The sequence below is a fragment of the Dactylosporangium sp. NPDC005572 genome (assembly GCF_040605515.1).
Lineage (GTDB): Bacteria > Actinomycetota > Actinomycetes > Mycobacteriales > Micromonosporaceae > Dactylosporangium.
The window spans coordinates 1-24,946 of the sequence record NZ_JBEXCY010000112.1 but is presented as its reverse complement, the minus strand read 5'-3'; the positions used below and the strand labels follow the sequence as shown (position 1 = coordinate 24,946).

At 70.1% G+C, this 24,946-nt stretch carries 25 protein-coding genes; 9 read left to right on the top strand and 16 right to left on the bottom strand.

The genetic code is table 11. The annotated features are described in order from the left end of the window. The first annotated feature begins 197 nt into the window (after nucleotides 1–197). Genes ABZS66_RS38245 through ABZS66_RS38235 form a run of 3 tightly spaced genes read left to right on the top strand, consistent with a single transcriptional unit; the run spans nucleotide 198 to nucleotide 2,875 of the window. On the top strand, nucleotides 198–1,157 hold the full coding sequence (locus ABZS66_RS38245) for a zinc-binding alcohol dehydrogenase family protein (protein ID WP_354766541.1): 960 nt from the start codon (nucleotides 198–200) through the stop codon (nucleotides 1,155–1,157). A gap of 45 nt (nucleotides 1,158–1,202) precedes the next feature. Beyond that, complete coding sequence (locus ABZS66_RS38240; protein WP_354766540.1) at nucleotides 1,203–2,105, top strand: MBL fold metallo-hydrolase; 903 nt, start codon at nucleotides 1,203–1,205, stop codon at nucleotides 2,103–2,105. Beyond that, nucleotides 2,105–2,875, top strand: a complete 771-nt coding sequence (locus ABZS66_RS38235; protein ID WP_354766538.1) for an SDR family oxidoreductase — start codon at nucleotides 2,105–2,107, stop codon at nucleotides 2,873–2,875. Before ABZS66_RS38240 ends, ABZS66_RS38235 begins: the two co-directional genes overlap by 1 nt. A 42-nt stretch (nucleotides 2,876–2,917) precedes the next feature. On the opposite strand, the gene ABZS66_RS38230 is transcribed toward ABZS66_RS38235, so the two are convergent. From ABZS66_RS38230 to ABZS66_RS38210, 5 genes are all read right to left on the bottom strand, one after another. Continuing rightward, nucleotides 2,918–3,571 (bottom strand): methyltransferase domain-containing protein, encoded by a 654-nt coding sequence (locus ABZS66_RS38230; protein ID WP_354766536.1) that lies wholly within the window; start codon nucleotides 3,569–3,571, stop codon nucleotides 2,918–2,920. Nucleotides 3,572–3,806: 235 nt separating this feature from the next. Next, nucleotides 3,807–4,742 carry a phytanoyl-CoA dioxygenase family protein gene (locus ABZS66_RS38225; protein ID WP_354766534.1) on the bottom strand — a complete coding sequence of 312 codons (936 nt, stop codon included), beginning with the start codon at nucleotides 4,740–4,742 and terminating at the stop codon, nucleotides 3,807–3,809. Next, entirely contained in the window at nucleotides 4,739–4,966 is a 228-nt protein-coding gene (locus tag ABZS66_RS38220) for a hypothetical protein (RefSeq protein ID WP_354766532.1), read from the bottom strand. The genes ABZS66_RS38225 and ABZS66_RS38220 overlap by 4 nt, the downstream gene beginning before the upstream one ends. A 497-nt stretch (nucleotides 4,967–5,463) precedes the next feature. Beyond that, a complete protein-coding gene (locus ABZS66_RS38215; RefSeq protein ID WP_354766531.1) occupies nucleotides 5,464–5,709 on the bottom strand; it encodes a hypothetical protein in 246 nt (81 codons plus the stop codon). 223 nt (nucleotides 5,710–5,932) lie between these two features. Further along, nucleotides 5,933–6,487 (bottom strand): hypothetical protein, encoded by a 555-nt coding sequence (locus tag ABZS66_RS38210; RefSeq protein ID WP_354766530.1) that lies wholly within the window; start codon nucleotides 6,485–6,487, stop codon nucleotides 5,933–5,935. Nucleotides 6,488–6,936: 449 nt separating this feature from the next. Here ABZS66_RS38210 and ABZS66_RS38205 point away from each other — a divergent pair, with 449 nt between their 5' ends. Next, nucleotides 6,937–7,179: a hypothetical protein gene (locus ABZS66_RS38205; RefSeq protein WP_354766528.1), complete on the top strand. Its 243-nt coding sequence runs from the start codon at nucleotides 6,937–6,939 to the stop codon at nucleotides 7,177–7,179. 117 nt (nucleotides 7,180–7,296) lie between these two features. Here the strand turns inward: ABZS66_RS38205 and ABZS66_RS38200 are convergent, their stop codons facing one another. From ABZS66_RS38200 to ABZS66_RS38165, 8 genes are all read right to left on the bottom strand, one after another. Next, nucleotides 7,297–8,709: a HAMP domain-containing sensor histidine kinase gene (locus ABZS66_RS38200; RefSeq protein WP_354766526.1), complete on the bottom strand. Its 1,413-nt coding sequence runs from the start codon at nucleotides 8,707–8,709 to the stop codon at nucleotides 7,297–7,299. A gap of 74 nt (nucleotides 8,710–8,783) precedes the next feature. Further along, the gene (locus tag ABZS66_RS38195) at nucleotides 8,784–9,467 is read right to left on the bottom strand and encodes a response regulator transcription factor (protein WP_354766524.1); all 684 of its coding nucleotides are present in this window, start codon (nucleotides 9,465–9,467) and stop codon (nucleotides 8,784–8,786) included. 352 nt (nucleotides 9,468–9,819) lie between these two features. Continuing rightward, nucleotides 9,820–10,050, bottom strand: coding sequence for a hypothetical protein (locus ABZS66_RS38190; protein WP_354766522.1), 231 nt, complete (start codon nucleotides 10,048–10,050; stop codon nucleotides 9,820–9,822). An 18-nt stretch (nucleotides 10,051–10,068) separates the two neighbouring features. Further along, a complete protein-coding gene (locus ABZS66_RS38185) occupies nucleotides 10,069–11,466 on the bottom strand; it encodes a ferredoxin reductase family protein (protein WP_354766520.1) in 1,398 nt (465 codons plus the stop codon). Nucleotides 11,467–11,966: 500 nt separating this feature from the next. Beyond that, entirely contained in the window at nucleotides 11,967–13,829 is a 1,863-nt protein-coding gene (locus ABZS66_RS38180; protein ID WP_354766518.1) for a translation factor GTPase family protein, read from the bottom strand. 600 nt (nucleotides 13,830–14,429) lie between these two features. Beyond that, entirely contained in the window at nucleotides 14,430–15,125 is a 696-nt protein-coding gene (locus tag ABZS66_RS38175; protein ID WP_354766516.1) for a transposase, read from the bottom strand. A gap of 78 nt (nucleotides 15,126–15,203) precedes the next feature. Next, a complete protein-coding gene (locus ABZS66_RS38170; RefSeq protein WP_354766515.1) occupies nucleotides 15,204–16,874 on the bottom strand; it encodes a prolyl oligopeptidase family serine peptidase in 1,671 nt (556 codons plus the stop codon). A 480-nt stretch (nucleotides 16,875–17,354) separates the two neighbouring features. After that, the gene (locus tag ABZS66_RS38165) at nucleotides 17,355–18,179 is read right to left on the bottom strand and encodes a MarR family transcriptional regulator (RefSeq protein WP_354766513.1); all 825 of its coding nucleotides are present in this window, start codon (nucleotides 18,177–18,179) and stop codon (nucleotides 17,355–17,357) included. Nucleotides 18,180–18,478: 299 nt separating this feature from the next. Here ABZS66_RS38165 and ABZS66_RS38160 point away from each other — a divergent pair, with 299 nt between their 5' ends. Together ABZS66_RS38160 and ABZS66_RS38155 are read left to right on the top strand one after the other, a co-directional pair. Continuing rightward, complete coding sequence (locus ABZS66_RS38160; protein WP_354766511.1) at nucleotides 18,479–19,927, top strand: transposase; 1,449 nt, start codon at nucleotides 18,479–18,481, stop codon at nucleotides 19,925–19,927. Nucleotides 19,928–19,962: 35 nt separating this feature from the next. After that, nucleotides 19,963–20,235 carry a hypothetical protein gene (locus ABZS66_RS38155; protein WP_354766509.1) on the top strand — a complete coding sequence of 91 codons (273 nt, stop codon included), beginning with the start codon at nucleotides 19,963–19,965 and terminating at the stop codon, nucleotides 20,233–20,235. A 181-nt stretch (nucleotides 20,236–20,416) separates the two neighbouring features. On the opposite strand, the gene ABZS66_RS38150 is transcribed toward ABZS66_RS38155, so the two are convergent. Next, nucleotides 20,417–21,232, bottom strand: coding sequence for an SAM-dependent methyltransferase (locus tag ABZS66_RS38150; protein WP_354766507.1), 816 nt, complete (start codon nucleotides 21,230–21,232; stop codon nucleotides 20,417–20,419). 612 nt (nucleotides 21,233–21,844) lie between these two features. Beyond that, a complete protein-coding gene (locus ABZS66_RS38145) occupies nucleotides 21,845–22,024 on the bottom strand; it encodes a hypothetical protein (RefSeq protein WP_354766505.1) in 180 nt (59 codons plus the stop codon). 212 nt (nucleotides 22,025–22,236) lie between these two features. On the opposite strand from ABZS66_RS38145, the gene ABZS66_RS38140 reads away from it, so the two are divergent. The 3 genes from ABZS66_RS38140 (at nucleotide 22,237) to ABZS66_RS38130 (ending at nucleotide 24,250) form a co-directional block, all read left to right on the top strand. Next, complete coding sequence (locus ABZS66_RS38140; RefSeq protein ID WP_354766503.1) at nucleotides 22,237–22,755, top strand: hypothetical protein; 519 nt, start codon at nucleotides 22,237–22,239, stop codon at nucleotides 22,753–22,755. A gap of 126 nt (nucleotides 22,756–22,881) precedes the next feature. Beyond that, complete coding sequence (locus ABZS66_RS38135) at nucleotides 22,882–23,274, top strand: hypothetical protein (RefSeq protein WP_354766501.1); 393 nt, start codon at nucleotides 22,882–22,884, stop codon at nucleotides 23,272–23,274. 484 nt (nucleotides 23,275–23,758) lie between these two features. Then, nucleotides 23,759–24,250 (top strand): hypothetical protein, encoded by a 492-nt coding sequence (locus tag ABZS66_RS38130; RefSeq protein WP_354766499.1) that lies wholly within the window; start codon nucleotides 23,759–23,761, stop codon nucleotides 24,248–24,250. 96 nt (nucleotides 24,251–24,346) lie between these two features. Here ABZS66_RS38130 and ABZS66_RS38125 read toward each other — a convergent pair whose 3' ends face one another. Beyond that, nucleotides 24,347–24,907 carry an IS110 family transposase gene (locus ABZS66_RS38125; protein WP_354766497.1) on the bottom strand — a complete coding sequence of 187 codons (561 nt, stop codon included), beginning with the start codon at nucleotides 24,905–24,907 and terminating at the stop codon, nucleotides 24,347–24,349. Between the last annotated feature and the right edge of the window lie 39 nt (nucleotides 24,908–24,946).

Sequence of the window (24,946 nt, the reverse complement as noted above, 5' to 3'; positions counted from 1 at the left end):
TTCGCCGCGCCTCCCGTCTGCGGGCCGCGACGATCGGTTTCGTATATGCCGGTCATACACAACGTGTATTGGATCCCGGGATCAACCGACCATAGCTTCGGACTGCCGGATACGGACATCGCAGTCAGTGCCGACCGGACGGTGGCCGGATCGTTCTCGCCACTTGGCATTCCAACACCCTGGCAAAGGAAGTCAGCATGCTCGCGGCAGTTGTTCACGCCCTCGGCGCCGAGCCGGTGGTCGAGGAGTTCCCCGACCCCGGATCCGCCAATGACGTTGCCGAAGTCGTTGCGGCGGCATTGAATCCAGTCGACATCATCATCGCTGCCGGGCAAATGCCGTTCCGGCGGCTCGACCCGCCGTTCGTGGCCGGGATCGAGGGCGTGGCCCGCCTGGGGGATGGCTCCCACCGCTACTTCTCGGCACCGCGCGCCCCCTACGGTTCCCTCGCCGAACTGGTCTCCCTCGCCGGGGCCGAGACCGCACCGGTGCCGACTGGACTGGACCCGATCGTCGCGGCGACGCTGGGCGTCTCGGGACTCGCGGCGTGGCTGTCACTCACCGCGACCGGCGGTCTGAAGGCCGGCGAGAACGTGCTCATCCTGGGCGCTGAAGGCCAGGTGGGGAGTATCGCCGTCCAGCTGGCCCGACTGCAGGGGGCGGCACGCGTGGTCGGGGTAGTCCGCGACGCGGCCACCCGCCAAGCGTCACTGGACAAAGGAGCCGACGAGGTCGTCTCCTTCACCGACGCCGGGAACGATCTGGCGCAGCAACTCCGCCAGGCCGCTCCCGACGGAGTCGACCTGATCCTCGACCTGGTCTGGGGCCCGACCGTCGCCCCTGCAATCCAGGTGGCCCGGCAAGGTGCCCGCGTCGTCCAGATCGGCAACTCCGGCGGTACCGCGGCGACGCTGTCCGCCCCGGCACTCCGCAACAGCCTGGTGCGGCTCTTACCACACTCCAACTTCGCGTTCACTGCCGACGAGCGCTCGACGGCCTTCGAACAACTGGCCGCCCATGCCGCATCCGGCGCGCTGAGCGTCGACGTGGAACGGGTTCCGTTGGCCGACGCGACGGCGGCGTGGCGGCGCCTGGTTGCCGGAAACGCCCCTCGCAAGCTTGTCGTCACACCGCCAGCCGCCGGAGGACGGTTCTGACGGCACGCCGCCGACCCGACTCGCCCTGTATCGAAAGGGATTACCATGCCTGCGCTCACCCGAGCCCACGTCCAACCTGACGGCGTCACCGACCTGCGCGACGGCTTCCTGATCCGCGAGATCGGACGCGGGGTCTTCATGCTCACCAACGGCAACTACCAGTCGGTGTTCCTCACCACCGGCGAGGGTGTGGTCCTCGTCGACGCACCCGAACCGCTCGTGCGCCACCTCCCCGCCGCGGTCGCCGAGGTCACCGACGAGCCGATCACCACCGTGGTCTACTCGCACGGTCACTCCGACCACATCGGCGGTACGCACCTGCTCGCCGACCCAACTCTGGAGATCATCGCCGAGGCGCGCATCGCAGAGTTCATCGCCACCAAGAACGACCCGCGGCGGCCCCGGCCCACCCGCAGCTTTAAGGACCGAATGACCCTGCGAAAGGGCTCACGCACAATCGAGTTCGTGCGTGACGGCTTCCACTCCGCCGACGGCGATCTCCTCGTCTACCTCCCCGAGGAGAAGGTCTTGATCGGCATCGACCTCATCGCTCCCGGCTGGGTACCGCTGCTGGACTTCGACATCACCGAGAACATGTTCAACTACATCAGCGCCTTCGACCGTGTCCTCGCCTACGACTTTGACGTGTTCATCTCCGGACACACCGCGGACGTGGCCCACCGTGCCGACGTCGAGCTCACGAAGCGGTACACCCTCGACGTCTACGAAACCGTCAAGCGCACCCACGACGAGCTCAACATCCACGAACTGCTCGACGAGGACCGCGACAACGAGCAGGCCGGCATCAAGAAGATCATCGAAACGGTCACCGGCCGCGCCACCGCGGACGTGCAGTCGCGCTGGCTCGACGGTCCCATGAAGGGCGTCGACCTATGGACCGAAAGTCACTGCCGTGCCATGGTCCTGTACGTGCGGTGGACCGACTGATGGCCGGCGTCGACAACCCCCTGGATTTCACCGGCAAGATCGTCCTCGTCACCGGCGCCGCCACCGGCATCGGCCGAGCCACCGCCCTTGCCTTCGCCCGGCGAGGCGCTGCTGTCGTCCTCGGCGACATCGACGCCCGGGCCCAGGAGACGCTCGAGCTCATCCGCGCCGGGGACGGCCGTGCCACGCTTGTACCCACTGACGTCTCCATCGCAGCACAGGTCGAGCGACTCGTCGCGGTCACGGTCGAGACCTATGGATCGCTCGACGTCGCATTCAACAACGCTGGCATCCTGCCGCCCACCGGAGCGTTGTTGGAACAGTCCGAAGCGGACTGGAACCGCACGGTCAACGTCGACCTCAAGGGCGTCTTTCTGTCCATGAAGTACGAACTCCCCCAGATGATGGCCGCTGGAGGCGGAGCGATCATTAACACCGCCTCCGTCGCTGGCGTCATCGCGGACCCCGGCATGTCCCCCTACGCGGCGGCCAAGCACGGCGTCGTCGGCCTCACCAAGGCCGCCGCACTCGACTACGCCTCGGCCGGAATCCGCGTCAACGCGCTGGCCCCGGGTCTAGTCCGTACGCCGATGACGCAGGGCTGGCTCGACGATCCGGCGATGCGTGACGTCGTCATCGCGCAGACACCCCTGGGACGCCCGGCCGAGCCAGAAGAGATCGCCGGCACCGTTCTGTTCCTCGCCTCGCCTCTGGCCTCCTATATCAACGGTGCCGTTCTTGTCGTGGACGGCGGCCAAACCTCGCACTGACGCAAAGCCCAGCCCCGCTCCGCGCCAGCCGGGTTCGCGTTGCTACGACACAGGATCCTGCTCGGAGGAGTGCGGGTATGGGGTTGTGGCTGGTGTGCGTGGCCGGCGGCAGTAGTAGACGAATGCGGGTGGCAGGTTGTTCCAGATGGTGCGGCTGGAGATGACTTCTTCGAAGCGGTCCTGCAGGGATTGGCGGAGGCGGCGGGCGGGCGGTGCCCACTGGGTGTGGGTGTAGGCGAAGGTGGTGAATACGCCGTGTGGGGCGAGGGCGGCGGTGACGGCGTTGAGTAGGTCGTCTTGCTGGCTGGGGCTGAAGGCGGCCCAGGGCAGTCCGCTGATGATGACGTCGGCGTGATGGTGGTTGTGGGTGGTGAGGACGGTGCGCAGGTTGCGGGCGTCGGTCACCGCGATGTGGATGTTCGGGTGGCGGTGGGTGAGCAGGTCGGCGAAGCGTTGGTTGATTTCGATGGCGAGGTGGTGGCCCCGGCCGTCGAGGCGTCGCTGGATGGCGCGGGTGAAGGCGCCCGTGCCGGGGCCGAGTTCGGCGACGGTCGGGTGTCCGGTTCGGGGTATCCCGGCGGTGGCCAGGTGCGCGAGTGGTGTGCCGCTGGGGGTGACGGCGGCGACGGTGAAGGGGTCGCGGAGGAACTCGCGCAGGAACGCGGAGCGTTCGTCGATGCGGGTGGTGTCGCTCACGGATCGTGCTCCTTTGTGACCGCGACGGACGGGTGGTCTGCGCTGGCTACGGTCGCTCGGACCAGGCAGGTGTGGTGTGCTGCGCGGCGATGGCCGTCGTCGCCGGGCCCTGCTGGCGTGTTGGGCCCGGCGACGACGTGATGCGGCCGGCGCGGCCCCGGACAGTCGGGGGTTGCTGGCCGGGGCCGTCGGCTGCTGCTCGCCGGCCGCGTCAGGGGTTCGGTCAGGGGTTCGGTCAGGGGATGAGTGCGGGGATGCTGCTGTCGAGCAGGTTGCGGTTGGCGAGTTCGGCGTACAGCGGTGTGGTGGCGGGGTCGTGGCCCCAGGCGTGGTCGCCGTCGCCGGTGCCGATGCCGCCGAGGAGTTGCCGCTGGACGGGGGTGAAGGTGGCCCATTCCGGCCGGTTCGGCAGGTCGGCGACGTGGTCGCGGCCGGTCACCCATCGGTAGGTGTAGCCGAAGAACGCGGCGATGCGGGTGTGCGGTGAGTGGTTGTCGGAACGGGCGTGCCACAGCCGCCGGTCGAACACGACGACGTCGCCGGGGTTCGCGGTGATCTGCAGGGCCCGTGCCGGTTGCGGCCAGGGCACGCCGCGGCTGGGTGGGCCGGGCAGCCAGTTGGTGCGGTGGCTGCCCGGGATGACGGTGAGGTTGCCGCGGTCGGGGTAGCTGACGTCGGAGAGCCAGTAGGCCAGCTTGACCGACATCCGCGGCCGTGGGGTGGTCTCGAGCTCGCGGTTCTGCCGGCCGCCGTCCTGATGCCAGTGCCACCAGTCCGGTTGCGGCTGGGGCAGTTGCGGGTGGACGTCGACGTGGGAATGGTAGATGTGGACGTTCCAGCCCAGCAGTGACCACACGTACCGGAAGACCGTTGGGTGGTCGATGAGCAACGCCAGTTCGGGGCAGGCGGAAACGGCGGAGAGCCGGTGCATTGCGGTGTCGCCGTGCGGGCCGCCGCGGTGGCCGTCGGCGTGCCACAGCCGCAGCACGGCGGTCCGGGCGGCGGCGACCTCCTCGGAGGTGAGGGCGCCGGGGATGACCAGGTAGCCGTCGTGTTCGAAGCGGACCCGTTCGACGTCGGTCATCGCCGTCCAGCCGTCGCTGGCCGGCCCGGGCCGTGTCGTGAGGATGCTTCCCGCCAGGGCGGTTGCGGGCAGTGTCGTGTCGGTCACTTGTTCTCACCCGGCTTGCCGGTCTGGTCGTTGACGCCGCGGCCGTCGTCGGCCTTGCCCGTGTCCGTGCCGGCGCCCGCGCTGCCGGTGGTGGTCACCGACGCGGGGCCCCCGCCGTCATCCGGTGCAGGCGACGCGGTGGCGGTCTTGTAGACGAAGAACAGCACGACGGCAAGCACCGCGGCGACGATCGCTGCGGTGGTGCTGGTGATGGCGCGACGCATGGCGGCCTCCTGCGGTAGTTCGGTTTCGGCTGGCCGACCGTTGTGGTGGCTGGCCTGTGCTGTCCCAAGGGTGGCCGCCGTTCTTGTGGCACAAATAAGAAGTGCGCGTCACCGTCGGGGCGCGACGCCGTGGATGGGCCCGCGGATGCGGTCCGGGCCTGGCGTCACGGCGCACGGGCCATGACGACGACGGCGTGGCCCTGACGGACAACGGCTCGTCCGCCGCGGCGCAGGCCGCTGCTGCCGACGCCGGACCGACTCCGCTGCCGTGAAGCTGCTGTGAACGGCGCAGCCAACCACGCGAGGGCAGCCAGTCCCGCGCCGACCAGTGACTACAGCAGCAGGCCGGCGCCCGCACGCTCGAGGGTGTGCGGGCGCCGGCCTGCTGCTGGTGACTTCTGCGCCGTGATCGGGCGACGTTGTCGAGATTGGGGGTGCTCCGTGCCACGTACGCTCCGGCGCCGCTCAAAGGGCGTACCGAGGCGGGCACATGGCGGCTACTTGTTGCCTTCGCCGGGTTTACCGGTGCTGTTGTTGGTGACGCCGGTCTTGCCGCTGTCGGTGGAGCCGCCGGTGCTATCGGTGCTTGGGGTGGCGGCGCCGGACTCGGTGCTCACGACGGCGGGTGGCTGGTGGTCGCCGCCTTCGGCCTTGCCGGTGGCACCGGAGGCGTTGAGCTGGTAGCTGAGCATTAGGGCGAACGCGGCGATGGTCGCGGTGATCCACATGGTGATGCGTCGCATGCTGGGGCTCCTCAAGGTGTTGCGACGGCCGGGAGGGTGGCACGGCGCGGGCGACGTTGCCCGGCGTGCGTGTGGTGGCGTTGTTGCGGTGGCGCTGGTGTATCGGCTGACACGGCGGCGCAGCCGGGGGCTGGCGGCGGCTGGGACCGCCGTACCGGGTTGCGGCGCGGTTCGGTGGCGTGGTGCGTTCGGCTACCAAGCGACGTCTTCGACGTGGACCCGGTCACCGGAGACGCCGGCACGGCGCAGGGCCTTGCGGACGGAGGCGCTCCAGGCGGGCGGCCCGCAGACGAAACGTCCCGCTCGAGCAGGTCAGGCACGGCGCTGCAGGATCTGGGTGTCGTCGAGGGTGCCGGTGGAGCCGTCGAGCAGCCAGGACCGTCGGCGCGGCGCCGGCCGGCATGAGGTGCAGGCCGATGCGACGAGCTGCGACGAGCTGCCGCAGCTCCGTCGTGAAGATGGCGTGCTGGTCGGTGGTGTAGCGGTAGCTGAGCGCGGCCTCGCCAGGGGCGTAGGGGCTGTCTTCGGGCAAGGCCCGCACGGGGGTGATCCCGACCCCGGCGGCGAGCATGAACATCTTGGGTCTGGGGCGCCGGGCGACGGTCGGCCGCCGCCATCGTGCTCTTCCGCGTCGCCCTGCCGCTGTGGCGCACAGGCAGATCACCGCGATCACGGACAGGATCGCGGCGGGGCCGAGCAGGTCGGCGAAGCCGAATCGCAGCGCCCGCGGCCACCACGGCACGGTGCGTGGTGGTGACGGCGTTCTCGTGCTGACCATGGCGCCTCCCTGACCGCCCGGTTCGGGCCTGCCGCCCGCTGCACGGCGGTGCCGTACCAGCACCCATGCTCATCGGCGTTTCTGTGCCTGCGTTAAGAGTCCGCCGGCTGGCGGCCAGGCTGGGCGGCGGCCGGGGCTGGGCGGCCACGGGCGGGGCCGTGGTGGCGGGCTGATGGGGCCAGTGGGGCGTTCTTATCGCTGCCACAAGAACCGGCGACATGCTCACAGGCCGGCTGACCTGTTCGGCTGTCCGGTCGGCGCCGGCTGACCGGCACGGGGGCCACGGCCGGCCTCGGGTGGGAGATGTTCGACAACGGAGGGAAACAGAGGGAATGGCTGAGCCGAGACATGCCGTGGCGCTGGTGTGCGCCGTGATGTTGGCGGGGATGGCGGCGTGCGCGCCGCCCGGCGGTGATCCGGGTGCGTCACCGGGCATGCCATCGGGCCCCGTGGCGAGTTCGAAGGGGCTCACCGGCGGCAAGGACCTGGTGAACCGCTACCTGGACTGCCTGCGTGCGCACGGGGTACCGATGCCCTCGACGCTGCCGTCGCACGCCGCCGAGGTGTCTGGGGCGCCGCATCCAACCGGGCCGCAGTTTCCCGGCGGCGCACCGTCGAAGCCGGCCGGTGTCGGCGACGACGTCTGGGTGCGGGCGAAGACCGCCTGCACCGGGATCGTCCCGGGCCTGTGACCGCGCCCTGCCCGGCCGGCATCCGCGCCAATCGGGCAAGCAGCACGTCCGCGGGTCGCCATGCGGCCTGGTTCGGCCTGGTTCGGCCTGGTGCGGGCGGGCGGCGTGTCGGGCGGTTCAGCTGGGCGGTCGCCGACGTCGGGTGCCGGACGGCGGCTGGGCGGCCGGGAGGAGCAGGGTGGCTACCAGGCCACCGCCGACGGCCCGGCCGAGTTGGAGGGTGCCGCCGTGCAGGTGGGCCTGCTGGTCGATGAGGGCGAGGCCGAGGCCGGAGCCGTCGCTGCGTGGCTGCTCCCCGCGGGCGAAGCGGCGTTTCATCGCCTCGTGCTGCTCGGCGGGGATGCCGGGCCCGTCGTCGGCGACGGTGATGCGCACCCCGGCGGCCGGGTCAGGCGCGTCGGTGGTGACCCGGACGTCGACGGTGCCGTCGGCGCGGCCGTGCAGGGCGGCGTTGTCGAGCAGGTTGTCCACGGCGAGGGTGAGCCCGGTCCGCCAGCCGTCGATCACGACCGGCCGGACGGGTTCGGTGTGGCGGTAGCGGACAGCCGGGTGTTTGCGGCGGGCGCGGTCGACGGCGTCGGCGACGAGGTCGGTGATGTCGATGCTGGTGCGGGCGGGGAGGGCTTCGGCGTCGCCGCGGGCGAGGGTCTGCAGCCCTTCCAGGAGGGTGACGATGCGGTGGTGTTCGGCGGTCATCGCGGCCAGGGTCTCCTGCCGGGTGGCGGCGGGCAGGTCGGGGTTGCGGAGCAGGGTTTCGAGGTCGATGCCGAGGCTGGTGAGCGGGGTGCGCAGTTCGTGGCCGGCGTCGGCGGTGAACCGGCGGGTGGCCAGCATGCTGGCCTGCAACCGTTCCAGCATCCGGTTGAGGGTGGCCGAGAGATCGGCGACCTCCTGGGGTCGGGTGGCGACCGGCAGGCGCTGTTCGAGGTCGGTCGGGCGGATCCGTAGGGCGCCGGTGCGCAGCCGGCGCAGCGGGGCGAGTACGACTCCGCTGATCGCCCATACCCCAGCGGCGGCGGCGATGGTGGCGGCGACGGCGACGGCGACGACGATCCGCTGGCCGTCGGCGAGGCGTTCCTCGACCGGTTCGAGGCTTTGCAGGACCTGCAGCCGGGCGCCGCTGCCGTCGGTGAGTGGCTGGACCAGTGACCGCCACGGCTGCCCGTCGACGTCGATGGTGGCGAAGCCGTCGCGGGACGGCAGCGGGATCGTGGCGGGTGGCTGGTCGCCGCGGGTGGCGATGACCCGGCCGTCGGCGATGAGCCGGACCAGGGACTGGCTGCCGGCCAGCAGCCCGCCGTAGTCGTCGTTGGTGTGCGCGACGCCACCGGTGGTGTCGGTGCCGTCCAGGACGAGCTTGGCGGCGTCCTGCTGGACCTTGGCGGCGCGGGCGGTGAGCTGCCGGTCGACGTCGGTGCGGTCGCGGTGGTCGATGCGCAATGCAATGGTCAGTCCGGCGAGGGCGACGACGAGCATGACCAGCGCGCCGACGCTGACCGCGACCTGGGACTGGACGCTGCGCGGCAGCACAACGACCCACCAAGACCGGCGGGGCCGACGGGGCCGGCGGGGCCGGTGGTCGGCTGCGGGACGGCGGGTAGGGGTCATGGCCGCAGCACGAACCCGACGCCGCGGACCGTGTGCAGCAGGCGGGGTCTGCCGTCGGCCTCGAGTTTCTTGCGCAGGTAGCCGATGAAGACGTCCACGACGTTGCTGTCGACGTCCCAGGTGTAGCCCCAGACGAGCTCGAGGAGCTGGTTGCGGGACAGGACCTGGCCGCTGTGCCGGGCCAGGGCGAGGAGCAGGTCGAACTCGCGTGAGGTGAGCTCGAGGTCGTCGCCGCGGCGGGTGACGGCCCGCCGGGCTGGTTCGATCACCAGGTCGGCGACCGTGACCGGCCGCTGGTCGCTGGTGGCGTGCAGCCGGACCAGGGCATGCAGCCGGGCGGCGAGCTCACCGACGGAGAACGGCTTGACGACGTAGTCGTCGGCGCCGGCGGCCAGGCCCGCCACGCGGTCGTCGACCTCGTCACGGGCCGAGAGCATGCACACCGGCAGGGTGCGGCCCTGTTCCCGCAGCGCGCGCACGACCTGCACTCCGCTCAGGCCCGGCATCACCACGTCGAGCAGGACCACTGCGGGGGGATCGGCGCTGATGCTGGCCAGCGCGGCGGGGCCGTCGGCGGCCTCGTGGACGTCGAAACCCTCCAGAGTCAGGCCCCGGGTCAGTGCGGAACGTACCCCACGGTCGTCGTCGACGACCAAGACCTGGGGCTTACGGCGGGTCACAGCCACCTCCACTCGAGTGCCGGCATGGCAGGTCGGCTCCAAGCTTCCCAGGCAAACCACAAGCCGGATTAAGAAACCTGCCCGTCCTGGCAACGACCGTGGCCGGCAAGGTTGATGCTCGCGGGCCCCGCCGGGCATCGGGCCGCCCGGTCGCGTGGACCGGCGTCGTTCGGGCCGGTCACGGGCCGGTCACCGGCCGGCCAGACCGCCACCAGTGCCAGCCACCACCCTGCGGTCACGGCCATCGCGACGGCGCCGGCGGGGGCCGCCTGGGCGTCCATCACCCGCAGGGCACCTGCAGGTGATGGACGCCCAGGCGGGTGCGGCATCGGCGGGTACGTGCCGCACCCGGCTATTTGCGCTCGCCGGGCTTGCCGCCCTGATGGTCGTTCTCGCCGCCCTCGCAGCCTGGAGCGGTCGGGGCGGGGGACGCTGCCGCCGCGGCGGCGGCGGTGGCGGGGCGGCAGTCTTCGGGCCGCGGGCCGCCCTTGTCTTCCTCGCCGGCGGGTCGGGACAGCTGGAAGAAGATCAGCGCCGTCACGCCGACGGCGGTCGTGGCGAGCCATGTCGCGATGGTGCGCATCGTCGATCGGTGTCCCCTCTACCAGGCGAAATCTTCGGAGTGCAGGTCCGCGCGGTCGGCGCCGGACTGGCGGGCGGCGGCCTTGACCGAGGTGATCCACCGCGGCGGGCCGCAGACGAAGACGTCCGCGTCGGCGATCTGCGGCACCAGCCGCCGCAACGCCGTTGCGTCGTCGTGCGAGCCGACGCCGGCGGCCTGCCAGCTGCCGTCGCCGCGGCGGGCGCCAGGCAGGTAGTGCACGATGACGCCCCGGCGGGCGGCGAGCTCGTCAAGCTCGGGGAGGAAGATGGCGTGCTGCTGGTCGGAGTACCGGTAGATCAGCGTCGCCTCGCCCGGCGCGTACGGCATGTCCTCCAGCAGCGCCCGGATCGGGGTGATCCCGACACCGGCCGCGACGAACAGCGCGTGCGGGTGCCGGCGCCGTTCGGCAGTCATCGTGCCGTACGGGCCCTCGATGTACACGGGAGTGCCGGGTCGTAGCCGGGCCGCGCGTTCACTGCCGTCTCCGACAGCCTGGATCGTCACGCGCAGCCGGTCGTTGGTCGGGGCGGCGGAGATCGTGTACGGGTTGCCGCGGGTCCAGCCGGGTCCGTCGCGGAACCGCCAGATGAAGAACTGCCCGGACCGGGTCCGCATCCGGTGCAGGTGACGGCCGGTGACGTGCACCGACACCACGCCCGGTGCCTCGACGTCGACGGCCGCGACCCGCAGCCGGTGGCGGACGGACCGCCAGATCGGCAGCCCGATGCGGAACGCCAGGATCGCGGCGAGACTGCCCAGGTACCACGTCCACCAGTACGCCTGCGCCCACGTGGTGTGGAAATCGGAGCCGTCGGCGAGCTCATGCGGCAGCGCCAGGGCCATGCCGAGGTAGGCGTACAGGTGCAGCAGATGCCAGGGCTCGTACCGCATCCGCCGCCGCGCTGCCCGCAGCGACAGCACCACCACGACGATGATCAGCACCGTGCCGGCGGTGGCCCACAACATCCACGAGTCCAGCACGAACAGCTGCCACCACGCGGTCAGCACCGGCGTGCCCCGCATCGACCGTTCGATCATGTACGCCACCACGTGCGCGATCATCAGCCAGAACGACACAAACCCGACCCAGCGGTGCCGGTGGGTGAGCAGGTCGTGGCCCCAGGCCCGCTCGACCCACGGAATCCGCGCCAGCATCATCACCTGCAGCACCATCAGGTGCCACGACACCAACCCGGTCAGCAGCCCCCACGACCCGACGCCGCTGGGCCACGAGACCAGGCTGATCACACCTTGGTCGAGCACGAAGATGCACCCGACGAAGACCGTGCTGAGGATGCCGATCGGGCCGAGCAGGTCCGCCCAGCCGAACCCTGCGGGACGGGACCGGCGCATCGGCTCCCGCGGCCGCCCGAGCGCGGCCTGGTCCACGGCCATCAGCAGGACCCCGGATCCGACCCGCGGCCCTCGGCGGGACGCGACGCGGGGTCACCTGCCAGCAGTACATGACGTGCCATGACGCCTCACCGTCCTGATGTCGCACTGTGGGCCGGTCGCCGGCCCGTCTCAGTTCACCAGCGTGCAGACGGATCTTGTGACAGGGATAAGAGTTCGGCTGCCATCCGGCTGGCTCGCTGGTCGGGGGGATCTTCGGGATCCTGATCAGCATCGGGCTCGCGATCCCTGCTATCACGCGGGCACGCGCGGAGACGGAACAGGTCCGCGCAACGCCCGGTCGCGCGCGATGAGATGCGCGGATCTGTTGATCGAGCGGGCTACCAACCTTGCGCTGGAGCCGGGCAGCTCCCCCGCCTCCGCCGGTGCAGGGCTCTCGCGGTGCCGGGTCTGGACCGGGCGCGGGCCGCGGCCGCGCCGGTGCCCTCCGACGGGCAGGGCGTGAAGGTGCTGGGCCGGTCGCAGCCCGGCCCAGCACAGGGTCATCCTCGGCGCGGTGGCTTTCCGCCGACCGGGCGGTGACCGGCGAACGCGACCTCGAGCACCCCTTCGCCGCCGGTCACCTCCGGCAGCATCCGGTGTAGCTCCTGAGCGTCCGCCGCGGTCAGAACCGCCACGATCACCATCTCGTCGGCACGAACGACCTGGTCCTCCACCGTCGCCCCCAGCTTGCTGAGCAGGCTCAGCACTCTGCTGGGCGCCCGCGCGGGCACTTCGAGGGTCACCCGGGCCAGCGGTTCGCAGACCACCGTCCCGCTGGCGGCCAGCGCCTGCGCCACGACGATCGGCGTGAGCTTGCGGAAATCCTGTGCTGTGCTCGTCGGCCCGCGCAGCGACGGTGGCCCGTCGGCGACGCTATAGCCCGAGTCGGTCATCGTCACCACGCAATCGGTCACCGGCCACCCGTGCGGACCGGCCGTGAGCGCGTCGCGTACGTAGTCGCCCATCGCCTCCTGGAACAGCTCCAGCGTCCGGTAGACATAGAGCGGCGCTAGCCGGTAGTCCACGGGCACCTGCACCGTCACGCCGGAGCCGGACGGTCCCGGCTCGACCCGCAAGCCGATCGTGGCCTGATAGGGATTCGGCGGCGTGTTCAGCCGCTGCAGGCCCTCGCCGGTCGCTTTCGGCCGCTCCACGCACAGGGGCGTGGCCTGCAGGAAGTCTGCGTCGACGCCGAAGTCGGCGGCCAGGGTGGTCTGGATGACTTCCTTCTGCACCTCGCCGTAGAGCGACACGGCCGTGCCGTCACGCTCGTCGGCGCGTACGTTGATCAGCGGATCCTGCTCGGCCAGCAGCATCAGCGCCGAGCGCAGCCGCCCGCCGTCCCCCGGGCGGCGGGGAACGGCGAGAGCTTCCAGCATCGGCGGCGCGAAGTGATGGTCCATCTGCGTGGCGATGTCGCCCAGGGTGTCCCCGACGCGAACGCCCGCGAGGCCACGTAGCGCCGCGATCTGGCCCGCTGCCACCGTGTCGCGCCACACCCACACGCCGTTCTCGAGCATGTGGATCGCCGTGATCCGGTCGCGTCCGCCGGTCGGATGGTCGCGTACCTGCAGCTCGCCGTCGAACATACGCACGTAGGCCACCTTCTCGCCGGCGGGTCCTCGCTCCACCTTGAAGATCCGGCCCCGCAGCGGCCGGGCGGGCTCGTCGGCGGCCGTGGGCAGCAGATCCGCCAGGCCCGCCATCAGCTCGTCCACCCCGGATCCGGTCATCGCCGAACCCTCGAACACCGGATGCACGGCGCACCGGGCCGTCTGGGCCGCCAACTCGGCGCGCAGCCGCCGGGCCGTCAGGCTCGCCTCATCCTCCACGTAGTCCCGGAGCAGCGCATCGTCCGCACTGGCCAATGCGTCGGCCAGAGCCGCGGTGGGCGCGGTGGCGGGCACCACCGTCACGTTCAGCCGCCGTGCGATCTCCGCGTAGACGCGCTGCGCGTCGGCGCCGCGCCGATCCGTCTTGTTGATGAAGATCAGTGTGGGTACGCACAGCCGCCGCAGCGCCCGCATCAGCAGGCGCGTCTGCGGCTGGACGCCCTCGACGGCGGACACGACCAGCACTGCCCCGTCGAGCACGCCGAGAACCCTGTCGACCTCGGCGATGAAATCAGGGTGCCCGGGAGTGTCGATAATGTTGACCTCAGTGCTGCCGATGCGCAGCGATGCGACGGCCGAGCGAATGGTGATGCCCCGCTGGCGCTCCAGCGCCAGCGAGTCGGTCTGGGTCGTGCCAGAGTCAACGCTGCCGAGCTGGTCGATGACCCCGGCCGCGTGGAGCAGCCGCTCGGTCAGAGTGGTCTTACCAGCATCGACATGTGCCAGAATCCCGAGATTGAGCGTGCGCACAGCGCGCAGCGGATACGCAGACAAACGTCACGTCCTTCGAGCGAACGGGCAACAGAGCTCCGAAAGAGGTGAACGCCGCTCGCATGTCTGCTCCTTGCTCGATGGACGTGCTCGCGTGCCAGAAAATCACATCGAATCCCCCAGGCACGACCGAATTTTCCCGTCCGCCCGTGAGCTGAGTGGTACTTGCAGGTCCAGCCGCCCATACGCCGAGCAACGCCAGCGCACGCATCACATCATCCTGCCGTCATACAACCGAACGCTGTGCGCGTACGGCCGCGCGCGGACCCGCACGCCGATGAAGCAAGATCCGGGTCCGGGCACCGCCATCCGCACAAGTAGGCTCCCCTCTAGGTCAAGGGGTTGGGGCGGTGGATGTTCTAGGCTGGGTGGTGGCGGGTTCGGTTTGTGACTTGTCCGAAGTGTCAGCTGTCGGGATTGGGCTGGCCGCGCTGGATTGCAGAGTCGCTCCCGGTTGTCCTGCTGGGCCCGCCACCCCACCTCGAGCGTGTTTGGCGTCGCGTGCCATGCGTTTGAAGACCACGTCCGACAGGTGACGCTTGAGTGCGCGCAGGGCTTCCATGGTGGTCTTGCCCTCGGTCAGCCGGCGGCGGTAGTAGGCCCTGCCCGGGGTGTCGTGGCGGAGCTGGACGATGGCCATGATGTGCATGACCGGTTGATGCGCCGGTTCCCGGCCCGGGACAGCCGGTGGCGGCGTTGGTCGCCTGAGGATGCCTCGATGGGGGCGGTGCCGTTCCAGGACGCGAAGTGCGCGGCGGTGGGGAACCGTTCGATGTCACCGACGTCGCCGAGCAGCCGGGCCGCTCCGGACGGGCCGATGCCGTTGAGCTCGGTAAGGCGGCTGCCGGCCGCAGTGACGAACTCCAGCAGCTGCTTGTCCGCGGCCCGGATCTTCGCGTCGATCGCGGTGAGCTCGTCGATGAGCTCGCGGGCGAGCTGATGACGGGTTTGCGCAACGATGCCGACCGGCTCGGGGGCGGTGCGCAGCAGATAGCTGGCCTGGCCACGGGTCAGGAACTTCTTCGCCCCGCCGGGCACGAGTTCGAGCAGCAGGTGGTGAATCCGGCTGACGGTCTCGGTGCGGGCCTGACCGAGCTCGTCGCGACGGTCGACCAGCAAGCGCAGCACGACCGCCGTGTCATCGGCATGGACCTGGCGCAGTCCTGGGCTGCGCGGGCCGGCCACGGCAACGCTGTGCGCATCGACCGGGTCGGTCTTGCGCCCTTGCCCGGTGTCGAACACCCGCACCCGTGCTGACAACAACTTGGCCGGCACGTCGACGACGGTCTCACCGTCGGCGACGAGACGCTAGGGCCGAGGCGGGAGTCCGGATCATATCGCTTCTGGTCGTTGTTACCCGAGGAGACTTGGCCGTTGCCAATCCTCGCCGTGCATGTGGTGGGCGAGGAAGGCGAGAACGGTGGAGTACCAGACCTTGGTGTGGTTGGGTTTGAGGATCCAGTGGTTCTCGTCGGGGAAGAAGAGGAACTTGTGCGGGCTCGATCCGTCGTCTGCCTTCGATCGTGACAGGAGGTCCCACCACAGGCGTAGGGCCTCGCCGATCGGTACCCGGTAGTCCTTGTCGCCGTGGATGACGAGCATCGGGGTGGTGATGGCGTCGGCGAAGCGGTGCGGAGAGTTGGCGTCTGCCATCTCGTGGGTCATTTCGCGGGCCCAGTAGTACGACGTGTCGGTGGTCGCCAGGGTCTGGTCGAGCGCCCACAGCGACGCGTGGGTGACGATCGCTGCGAACCGGTCGGTGTGCCCGGCTATCCAGTTGGTCATGTAGCCGCCGAAGGAGCCGCCCATGGCGGCGGAGCGGCCAGCGTCGATGTCGGGGCGTTCCTGCGCGGCGTCGGTGATCGCCATCAGGTCGTTGTACGGGGCGTCACCCCATGCACCCCAGCCGCGCCGGATGAAGTCGATGCCGTATCCGGTGGACAGGGCGGGGTCGGGCAGCAGCACCGCGTACCCGTGGGCCACGGTGATCCAGGGGTTCCAACGCCAGGACCATCCATTCCAGGAACGGAGCGGGCCGCCGTGGATCCACAGCAGCAGGGGTGCGGGCGTGGTCGCACTGGCCTGGTGCGGCAACGCGATCCAGGCGCGCAGCGGGGTGCCGTCTGCGGCGGTCGTGGTGACCTCCTCCAGCCGTCCCGGTACCCGGACGCTGGCGCCGAGCGCCTCGGTTGGGCCACGCAGGATCTCCACCGCCGATGCCCCATCAGCGGGGATCCGGACCGGGGCGGGTGGACTGTCGATGGCCGAGCGCAGCGCGTAGATCCAGCGCCCGTCCGGCGATACCTGGATGTCGGTGTAGGCGCCGTCATCGTGGGTCAACCGGGTGAGGTGTCCGGTCGCGGCGTCCACGTGCCACAGCGGCGAGCGTCCGTGGTCGTCGGCGGCCACGATCAGCGCGGTACCGTCCGGCGTCCAGCGGGCGGGGTAGGGCCAGCGGTCCCAGGTTTCGGTCAGGGCCTGGACCGGGCCGCCGGTAAGCCGGACGACGCCCATCCAGCAGTCGCCGGGATCCTGCGGTGCGGACCGTCGGCGCACGACGACCGCGACGTGGGTCCCGTCGGGGGACAGCCGCGGTGATTCGTACTCGTGGTCGACGTCGTCGGCCAGCGTCCGGCGCTCGCCGGTCGCCACGTCGATCGTCACTAGCGTGTACCGCTGGGACCCAGCGGGTTCGGCGACCGCCCACACCGCGACCACGGTGCGGCCGTCGGGCGCGATGTCCCAGCTGCACTCGTCGTCCAGTGCCCGACCGACGTGGCCGGTGAGGTCGCGCAGATCCAGTTCGGCATCCCCCAGGGTGACGTCCTCGGCGAAGTCGGCGACCAGCAGGCGGGTCCGCTCCGGCCCAAGGTCGTGATCCCAGTACCGGACCGGGTACTCCTCGTACAGGATCGCTGAGACCCCCGCCTCCTTCCGCGTCGCGCGGATCTCCGTGTCATCGGCCGCGTCGTGAGACGACGGCATCATCGCCGAGCCGACCACGACCGTCCCGGCCTCGCTCACGACGACGCCACGCACGCCCCCTGGCGGGCACGCGACCACACGGGCATCGCCGCCGCTGGCAGGCTGCAGCCACAGTGCTGTCCTCGGCCCCTCGTCGGTGCCACCGTCGGGCTCCGGCCGTGCCGAGACGAACAACAGATCACCCGACGGCGTGAAGGCGGCAGCCGACTCGCCCTGGCTGCTGCGAGTCAACCGCCGGGCCGGCCGTGTCCCATCCGGGTCAACCTCCCACAACGCCGTGGTGTAGCGGGTCGTCATGCGATCGGGCGTCGCCACTGCCACAACGAGTCGACGGCCGTCCGGCGACAGCCACAGCCCACCGACCCGCGGCAGACCGACGTAGGCATCGAGATCCGCGAAGAAATCGACGGGTTGCTCATCTGCGCTGGCATCGATGACCACCACGCCTTTGTACCACCCCACGCCATGGCCTCATATCGGTGGCGAGCTGGGGTCGTGGCCGTAGCCTGATGCACCCGCTCAGTCGTCGACGGCCTGTACCGCGGCGGCGATCGGCTCGAGCCCCGCGATCAGCTCGTCGAGCTCGTCCGCGCTGAGCACGTCGTACGCCGGCGCCGCCAGTTCGTCGGTGAGGGCCTCGATCCGCTCCCTGGTCTCTCGCCCGGCGTTGGTCAACCCGCCGGCGGCGTCCACGAGGCCACGGCCGCGCAGCCCGTCGACGACAGCGGCCAGCTGTGCCTTGGGCAGGTGGTGGGTCCGGCCGAACTCCTCCGCCCTCATTCCGAGGGAGGCAGCGAGGAGGACGTGGGCCTCGGTGCCGCCGACGCCGTGCGCGAGGAGGGCGGCGTTGTGGCCGTCTCCGCGGTGCTCCCGCAGTAGCGTCGCCGCGTGCCAGAGTCTGGCCACCGGCTCGTCGGGCACATCGAGCGCCCGAAGCCCGGCGTACAGCGCTCGGCCCTCACTCGGCGCGCTGAGCGCCCCTCGAGTGGCGAGGTCGGCGACCCACACCAGACCGGGAGCACCGGCGAGTTCCCCGATCATCTGCCGCAGCGCGGCGGCGCTGCCCCGCTCGCGCACGGCGATCGCCTCCCGCGGGGTGGTCTTCCCCCAGACCCACGGGATGTGGCGCGCCACCTCGCCGTCGGCGAAGTTGTAGAAGACCGCGTGTACCACCCCGGCCGGTGCCAGCCCCAGGGGCGCGGCCCGGCCCGCGAAGTATCCGTCCCAGTAGTTTCGCATGCCGAGGGCCAGGAACGCCTCGTTCGGCACCTCGGAGAAGGTGACGGTGGCAATCGGCTCGACGAGCTCGAACATGCGGTGGATCTTGGCCTGTGGGTGTGGCATCGTCGGCATCTCCTGTGGTCGTGACAGCGCCCTCGTGGGTGGCCTCTCACCCGAGCTACGAACAGCACGGCCCGGATCCGACAAACTCCGGTCGACATCAATCCAGCCAAGATCAGCATTACTCTCGGTTACGTCTGGTGGTTCCGCACCGTGAGCGGGGACAGCGCGGTCGTCGACCTCTGACGCTTGGAGGACCGGCTGACCGTCGAGCAGGTAGGGCGTGGCCCGGCTGCTAGTGCGGTGTCCACCAACGCTTGCCGGGGTGGCGTGCAGGGTTTGTCGTACGTGTGTGCTAGAACGTGCGGGTGCCTCGACGTCGGGATCTGGATGCGCCGCGGGTGGTGTGTCGCACCGCCAGGGTCGGGTTGCGGCTGACTGGGGCGCAGCGCGACCGGTGTTTCGGGTTGTTGCGCTCGGCTGGAGATGTGTGGGCGTGTGTGCTGGAGCTCAATGCGTGGCGGCGCCGGCGGCGGGACGCGCCGTTGGTGTCGTATCAGGCGTTGTGCCGGGAACTGGCCGCGTCGGGTCCGGGCACGTTCGGTGAGCTTGATTCGGCGGGTGCCCGGTCGGTGTTGCGCCGGTTCTCCGACGCGTGGTTCGCGGCGGCGAAACGCCGCCGGGCCGGTGACGAGACGGCCCGGTTCCCGCGGCGGCGGCGTGGGCTGGTGCCGGTCCGCTGGTATCACGGCACGTTCGCCCTTTCCGGGCGGCGGTTGCGGGTGCCGACCGCGGCCGGGTACGTGCCGTTGTGGCTGCGCCTGGACCGTGACGTACCCTACCCCGCCGGGCAGGTGCGGTCCGCGACCCTGCTCGCCGATGCCGGCCGGTTGTGGGTCGAGGTCGCCGCCGAGGTCCCGATTGCGACCTACCCGGACGGGACGGGCCCGGACCCGGCGTGGACCGCCGGCGTCGATCTTGGTGTGATCCATCCATATGCTGTCGCCGGCCCGGACGGACACGGGCTGTTGGTGTCCGGCCGGGCGATCCGGGCCGAGCACCGCCTGCACCTGGCCGACACGAAGGCTCGCCGGCGGGCGGTGGCCGGGCGGGCGCCGAGGCCGGGGCAACGCGGCTCGCGGCGGTGGCGGCAGTACCGCCGACGGACCCGCCTGGTCGAGGCCCGGCACCGGCGCCGGGTCCGGCAGGCCCAGCACGAAGCCGCGAAGACCGTCGTCGCCTGGGCGGTGCAGCACCACGTCGGCACCCTCGCCGTCGGCGACCCGCGCGGTGTGCTGCAGGTCGATGCCGGTCGGCGGCACAACCTGCGGTTGCGGCAGTGGCAGGTCGGCCGGGCTATCGCCGTACTGCGGGACAAGGCCGAACTCGCCGGTATCACCGTCCGCCTGGTCGACGAACGCGGCACCTCCTCGACCTGCCCCACCTGCCGGCGGCGGGTGCGGAAACCGGCCGGACGCACCATGACCTGCACCACCTGCCACACTACCGGGCACCGTGACCTGTTCGCGGCCGCCACCATCGCCACCCGCACCCCAACCGGTGCGGGCGGCGGATCTGACACCGCGCCGGCAGCTGTGCTGCCGACCGTGGTCACGCACCGTCGAGCGGGACGGCATCTTCCTGGTGCCGGACCGTCCCGGCGTGACCCCCGCCGCCACCTCCCGGCGGCAGGAGGGTCGGTTGGCCGGCTGAGGCCCGCCCCACCACCCGAAACGGTGACAGTGGGGAGTCGCTCGACCGCACCACGCGGCGAGGAACCACAACACCAACACCAACCCGGTGAACGTTAGTGGTCACAGCACTAGACGTAGGTATGCGGGCAGCCATGTCGGAGCGAATGCTCGGCCGCTTGCCGAAATTGTGCCACGTAGAACGTGAGTGGGTCGTCGATCGCGATGGTCAGCGCCGTCGGGCCGCTCGGCGGGCCGGCGGGCAGGCCGACCTCGGCGGCGATCGGGGCGATCGCTGCGCGCTGAACACCGTCAGCCTCGCGATCACCGGCACGCCGTTACCGCCGGCCGAGGCGAGCACGACCATCGCCCGCCGCAACCTGATCGCCGAGCCGGTCCCTCGTCTGGTCATTCGCAGCAGCTGCTGACCCTCCTGGTCAGACAGCCGCCCCACACGTACGGGTCCTGCCACCGGCACAGCCTGAACGCAGACACGCCGCCCAACCCGGATGCTGAGCGGCGTGTCATCCAACACCGTGAACGTTGGTGGTCAGAGCACTAGACCCACGAGGTCGTCACAGCTACACCGAGAATCTCGATCGGGTACAGCTACGCCAGGCGGCCGACGCCGGCCAGACAGGAGCTGGTGGGCGGGCTGTCGGTGAAGTCGGCGGGATCCCCAGGGGCGGGACGCCATTGCGGCAGCCAGACCAGACCAGGTTCGACCATCTCCAGCCCGGTGAAGAACTGGGCGATCTGGGTTCGCGTGCGCGGCTGGAACGGGGTGGCAGTCTGCTGCTTGTAGGTGTTCTCCACAAACGCCAGGTCGCTGTCGTCGACGTCCTGACCGTCGATCGAGACATGCGACGCGACCAGGTAGCTGCCGGGCGTCAACGCCGCGAGCAGGTCGGCAACCGCCTTGTTGGCCTGGGCGTCGTCGGGGACAAAGTGCAAGACCGCATTGAGGAGGACAGCGATCGGCTGGCCGAAGTCGAGCAGGCCGTGCACCTTCCGGTGGGCCAGGATCGCCTGCGGGTCGCGGAGGTCGCCGAGCATCGCCGTGGTGCGGTCGGTGGTGTCGAGGATCTCCAGGCTCTCCGAGACGGCGACCGGATCAATGTCGACATACACCACCCGGGCATCCGGGGTGACTTCTGCCGCGACCTCGTGGACATTGCCTTCGGTCGGGATGCCAGATCCGATGTCAAGGAACTGGTGCACGCCAGCACCCGCGACGTGACGCACGGCACGGCGCAGAAATGCTCGATTGTTCCGCGCCAGGGCCGCGGTCAGCGGAAACCGTTCTGCGATGCTCTTGGCGGCGTCCCGGTCGGCCGGGAAGTTGTGTGTGCCGCCGAGGAAGTAGTCGTAGATCCTGGCCGAGGTTGCCGGTTTCAACTTGGCCGCGTCTGCTGAACCAGCCACGATGTCTTCCTTTGTGCGTCGGGCCATGAGCCAGTCGGCCGGACGGCCGAGGGATTGATACCTGCACGACTTTACTCGATCAGCCACAGGTCTGCGGGGGAGGCACCGTCCTTCGATCATCTGGCAGGCCGCTGACCACCTGTTCCAGCATGTGGGACGCGTCGCTCCTCGAATCGCACTCGCCAGCCCGCCGCCCTAAACCGTTGGGCCAGGCATCGCATCACCAGCAGGGGTGGGCCGACGCTTCTGGCGTTGTTCTCGAAGCGACAGTTTTCAGGCGCCCATGCCCACGCCGCACAGCATCGCTCCCGCTTCGGCCGCCCTCACCACCGGCTGCCTCCTGACCGTCGGCTCGCAGAACGGCGCCGGTTCCTGTGCTCAGTGTGGTGGCGTTGGTGCTGTTTGGTGTCTTGATTGGTGCAGTAGTTGGGCAGCGCTGGGCGGCTGCTCAGGAGCGGAGCCGGCAGGCTGCTGCGGCGTCGTTGTTCCTTACTGTTGCAGGGCTCGAGAGCGTAGCCGGCAGGGATGGCCAGGTGATCATCGAAGGGCGCCATCGACAACGCCCGCTTCGACGCATCCAAGATCATGAGGGAGCGAGGCTGCCTGTTCCTTCTACCCGACGGTCTCGTGGGGCTGGCTGGTGCCATGGGAGGACGGGTGCGTGGCCAGCAGCAGCGACGCGTCCACCGACTTGGTCGGCGGGCGCAGCACCGCCGCGGCGATCGACCGGGTGGCCGGATCCACCATGCCGGTCAGTTCGACCCTGCCGGGTACTCCATTGTGCAGCAACACCAGCACATCCAGCGGAGCGGGATCGATCTACATCAGCGCCCGGCCGCGGCGCGGTCACCGCCCCGAACGGGGCGACGGGTCGGTTTCCCAGCGACCGGCGGGTGCGTGCTGACCCCTGGTGTGCCGACCGGCCTTGACCTTCTCGAACAAGCGGGGGAACCTCACGACCAGCGTCCGCCGGTACTTCAGAGGACGCCGCAGGGCGTCGGCGGTTGCCTCTGAAGTCGGCGTTCGCCGGGTTCCGGTTCCCGCCCGAGCTCGGTGGCCCGCGTTGGGCGCAACTCGGCGGGTGGACCGGCGGGTGGCCCGTCCTGACCGCGGCGCAGTTCGACGCGATCCACGCCGAGCTGGAACGGGCCATCGCGGCCGGCGAGGCGGAGGTCGTCGCGACGCTGGCCAGGCGACTGAAGGCGTTGGGCGTGCCGGCATCCGCCCTGACGTCGCAGTTACGCGCGGCCCGTGCGCTCGCGCCGGAGCAGGTCGCGTGGGCGCTGGCCCGCCTGGACGCCGCCGAGACGGCTGACCTGCCTGCACTGCGGACGCTGGCTGCCGAGGGCTTCGCGGAGCCGGCGTTCGCGTTCTGGCGGCTGACTCATGACCGGTCCGTTGTTGTCGAGGCGATCCGGCAGGCGATCGAAGCATCTTGGTGGCCTGAGTTCACCCTGGGGTTGTCGATGGCCGCTGATGCCGGTCTGGAACTGCCGGAGCTGCTACCGACCCTGCGGGAATAGCAGCACCCCGCCGAGGCGCCAGCCTATGTGCACCGCGCGCAACTGGCCGCTGCCAGACTCCTTCTCGCCGGTACCGGTGACGGGCGGCATCCCCCGGACGAGGTTCCGGCCGCCGTCCGCGCGATCGTGGACTTCGGCGGCGCCACAGCCCAGGCCGCGACGCTCGCCGCCGACCTGGGCTGGACCGAGCTAGTCGACGACCTGCGCGCTGCTTTCGGCAGACGCGGGGCCGGGGCCAGGGTCGCCATCGCCGAGGCACTATGGCGGCTGGGCGTGCCAGCCCACGATCTGATGCCGACGCTGCTCGCCACCGTCGAGGACGGCATCCGGTCAGCCGAAGCCGTACAGGCCCTGGTGACGATCGGCGCGACCACGATCGCCCCGCAACTGACCCGGCTGGCGGAACGTGACCGGTCCGTCGCCTACGACGACCGTCCACACGCCATGGCGTGGAAGGACGAACGGCTCCGCGCCGATCTGCGTGCGGCGGCCGCGACACTCGTGAGCGCCCTCGGGTAAGACACGCTGGACTCCATGCAGAGCGAAGGTTGCAGATCGGGGCAATGCTCCGGGCCAACGACCCTCGTCCCGAGGTGTCCATCAATCAATCGCATTGGCGGAGTGCAAGCCAGTACAACGGCCCGGCTCACCCATCTCGGCTACATATTGACTGGCGGTACGCCAGGTCGGATGTACTGTCCGCGAGTTGCTCCCACTCCGCGCGGCCGATGGGCGCCTCCTCGCTGTCAAACCAGTTCACCGCCCGCGTTATGTGGAAGGCGTAGCCCATATCGTCCTCTCGCGCCAGCCATTGACCCACAGGTGCAGGATCGAAATGAAGACCAGCGCGACGCCCGATCATCGTCCAGGTCGGCGCACCGGCCGGCCTGGACGCGCGTCACTTGGCGTGACGGAGTTCGGTGCCCTTGCGCACACGATCGGCGGCAGATCCGGACGGGTCATGTCGCACGTCGGCCTGTGTGCGCGGTTATGATCGCTCGTCGTGGGATTCTCCGGCCAGTTCGTGGTCGCGAACAGCGATCAACCGCTGACGACTCTTGATGTCTTCGCCGGCTCGGTTGTACTGGACCGCTGGCGTGAAGGGTCGTGGCAGGTGCTTCAGCTGGACTCTGGCGACCAGATCGATCCCGAGGCCGTATTGGAGAGCACCGGTACGCCGTGCATGTTCGTACATGTCTACGACAGTGACGTGGGAGTAGTTGGCGGGCTGTCCCTCAGCGGGCACGACTGGAGTGCAGTCCTCGATCTGAAGACGGCCCAAGACTATGGGATTCCGCTCGATGCGATGGGCATCTCCGCGCACGGCGAGGACATTCCCGCTGCGGTCCAGTGGGCGGCGGAGACCGGGCACATAGCCAGTGCCGAACGGCTCACCCACGTCCTGACGAAGTCGGCTGATCCTTTCGTCGAGAGTCTGTTCTGGGAGTTGGCCGAGGCCCTCGGATTCTCATTCCGCGACGATGGGGCGATCTGAGGGCACAGGCACCAACGCCCACTCCGCGGCTGACTCGAAAATGTTCAGTGAGTGGGCAGGCGGCAGCACCGGGGCGGAGCTCCGGTGGCTTGTGGATTACGCGGCGGTTGTTTGGTCTTTGGTGGTGAGGGTGACCTTCTGGCCGGTGAGGCGTTCGAGCTGGGTGATCAGGTTGTGTTGGTGGCGTTGGTGGTAGCGGGTGTCGTGGAAGTTGGCGCCGAGGTCGTGGTAGTGGTCGTTTGGGTCGTTGAGTAGGTGCCAGACGATGGTGAGGATCGAGTTGCCGGTGGCGACGATGGCTCGGAGTTTGCCGCGGCGTCTGGACAGGCGTCGGTAGCGTTCGCCGAGGAAGGTGTCGCTGCGGGCCAGGACAGCGGTGATCTCGCCGAGGGTGCTGGCCAGCCAGGGGTTGCCCTTGCCGGTGGTGGCGGGTTTGTTCTTGCCGGCGGACTGGTTGGCGCGGGGCGCGAATCGGGCCCAGGACGCCAGGTTTGCGGCGGTCGGGAACACGGTCATGTCCACGCCGAGTTCGGCGATGAGTTCCTGGGCGCAGGTGGCGCCGATCCCGGTGATCTCATCGAGCTGGGTGACCTGAGCTTCGTACGGAGTGATCGCGGCTTCGATCGCTATGCTCACCTCGGCGATGTCGGCGGTCATGGCGTCGACGCGGTCGAGCATCTTGGCGCATAGCAGCGC

Bases quoted from the DNA above. Each gene is read 5' to 3' on its own strand.
- ABZS66_RS38245 (WP_354766541.1), top strand. From the start codon at position 198: ATGCTCGCGGCAGTTGTTCACGCCCTCGGCGCCGAGCCGGTGGTCGAG.
- ABZS66_RS38240 (WP_354766540.1), top strand. From the start codon at position 1,203: ATGCCTGCGCTCACCCGAGCCCACGTCCAACCTGACGGCGTCACCGAC.
- ABZS66_RS38235 (WP_354766538.1), top strand. From the start codon at position 2,105: ATGGCCGGCGTCGACAACCCCCTGGATTTCACCGGCAAGATCGTCCTC.
- ABZS66_RS38220 (WP_354766532.1), bottom strand. From the start codon at position 4,966: ATGCGTCGCGCCATCACCAGCACCACCGCAGCGATCGTCGCCGCGGTG.
- ABZS66_RS38215 (WP_354766531.1), bottom strand. From the start codon at position 5,709: ATGCGACGCATCACCATGTGGATCACCGCGACCATCGCCGCGTTCGCC.
- ABZS66_RS38210 (WP_354766530.1), bottom strand. From the start codon at position 6,487: ATGGTCAGCACGAGAACGCCGTCACCACCACGCACCGTGCCGTGGTGG.
- ABZS66_RS38190 (WP_354766522.1), bottom strand. From the start codon at position 10,050: ATGCGCACCATCGCGACATGGCTCGCCACGACCGCCGTCGGCGTGACG.
- ABZS66_RS38185 (WP_354766520.1), bottom strand. From the start codon at position 11,466: ATGGCCGTGGACCAGGCCGCGCTCGGGCGGCCGCGGGAGCCGATGCGC.
- ABZS66_RS38165 (WP_354766513.1), bottom strand. From the start codon at position 18,179: ATGCCACACCCACAGGCCAAGATCCACCGCATGTTCGAGCTCGTCGAG.
- ABZS66_RS38155 (WP_354766509.1), top strand. From the start codon at position 19,963: ATGTCGGAGCGAATGCTCGGCCGCTTGCCGAAATTGTGCCACGTAGAA.
- ABZS66_RS38125 (WP_354766497.1), bottom strand. From the start codon at position 24,907: ATGACCGCCGACATCGCCGAGGTGAGCATAGCGATCGAAGCCGCGATC.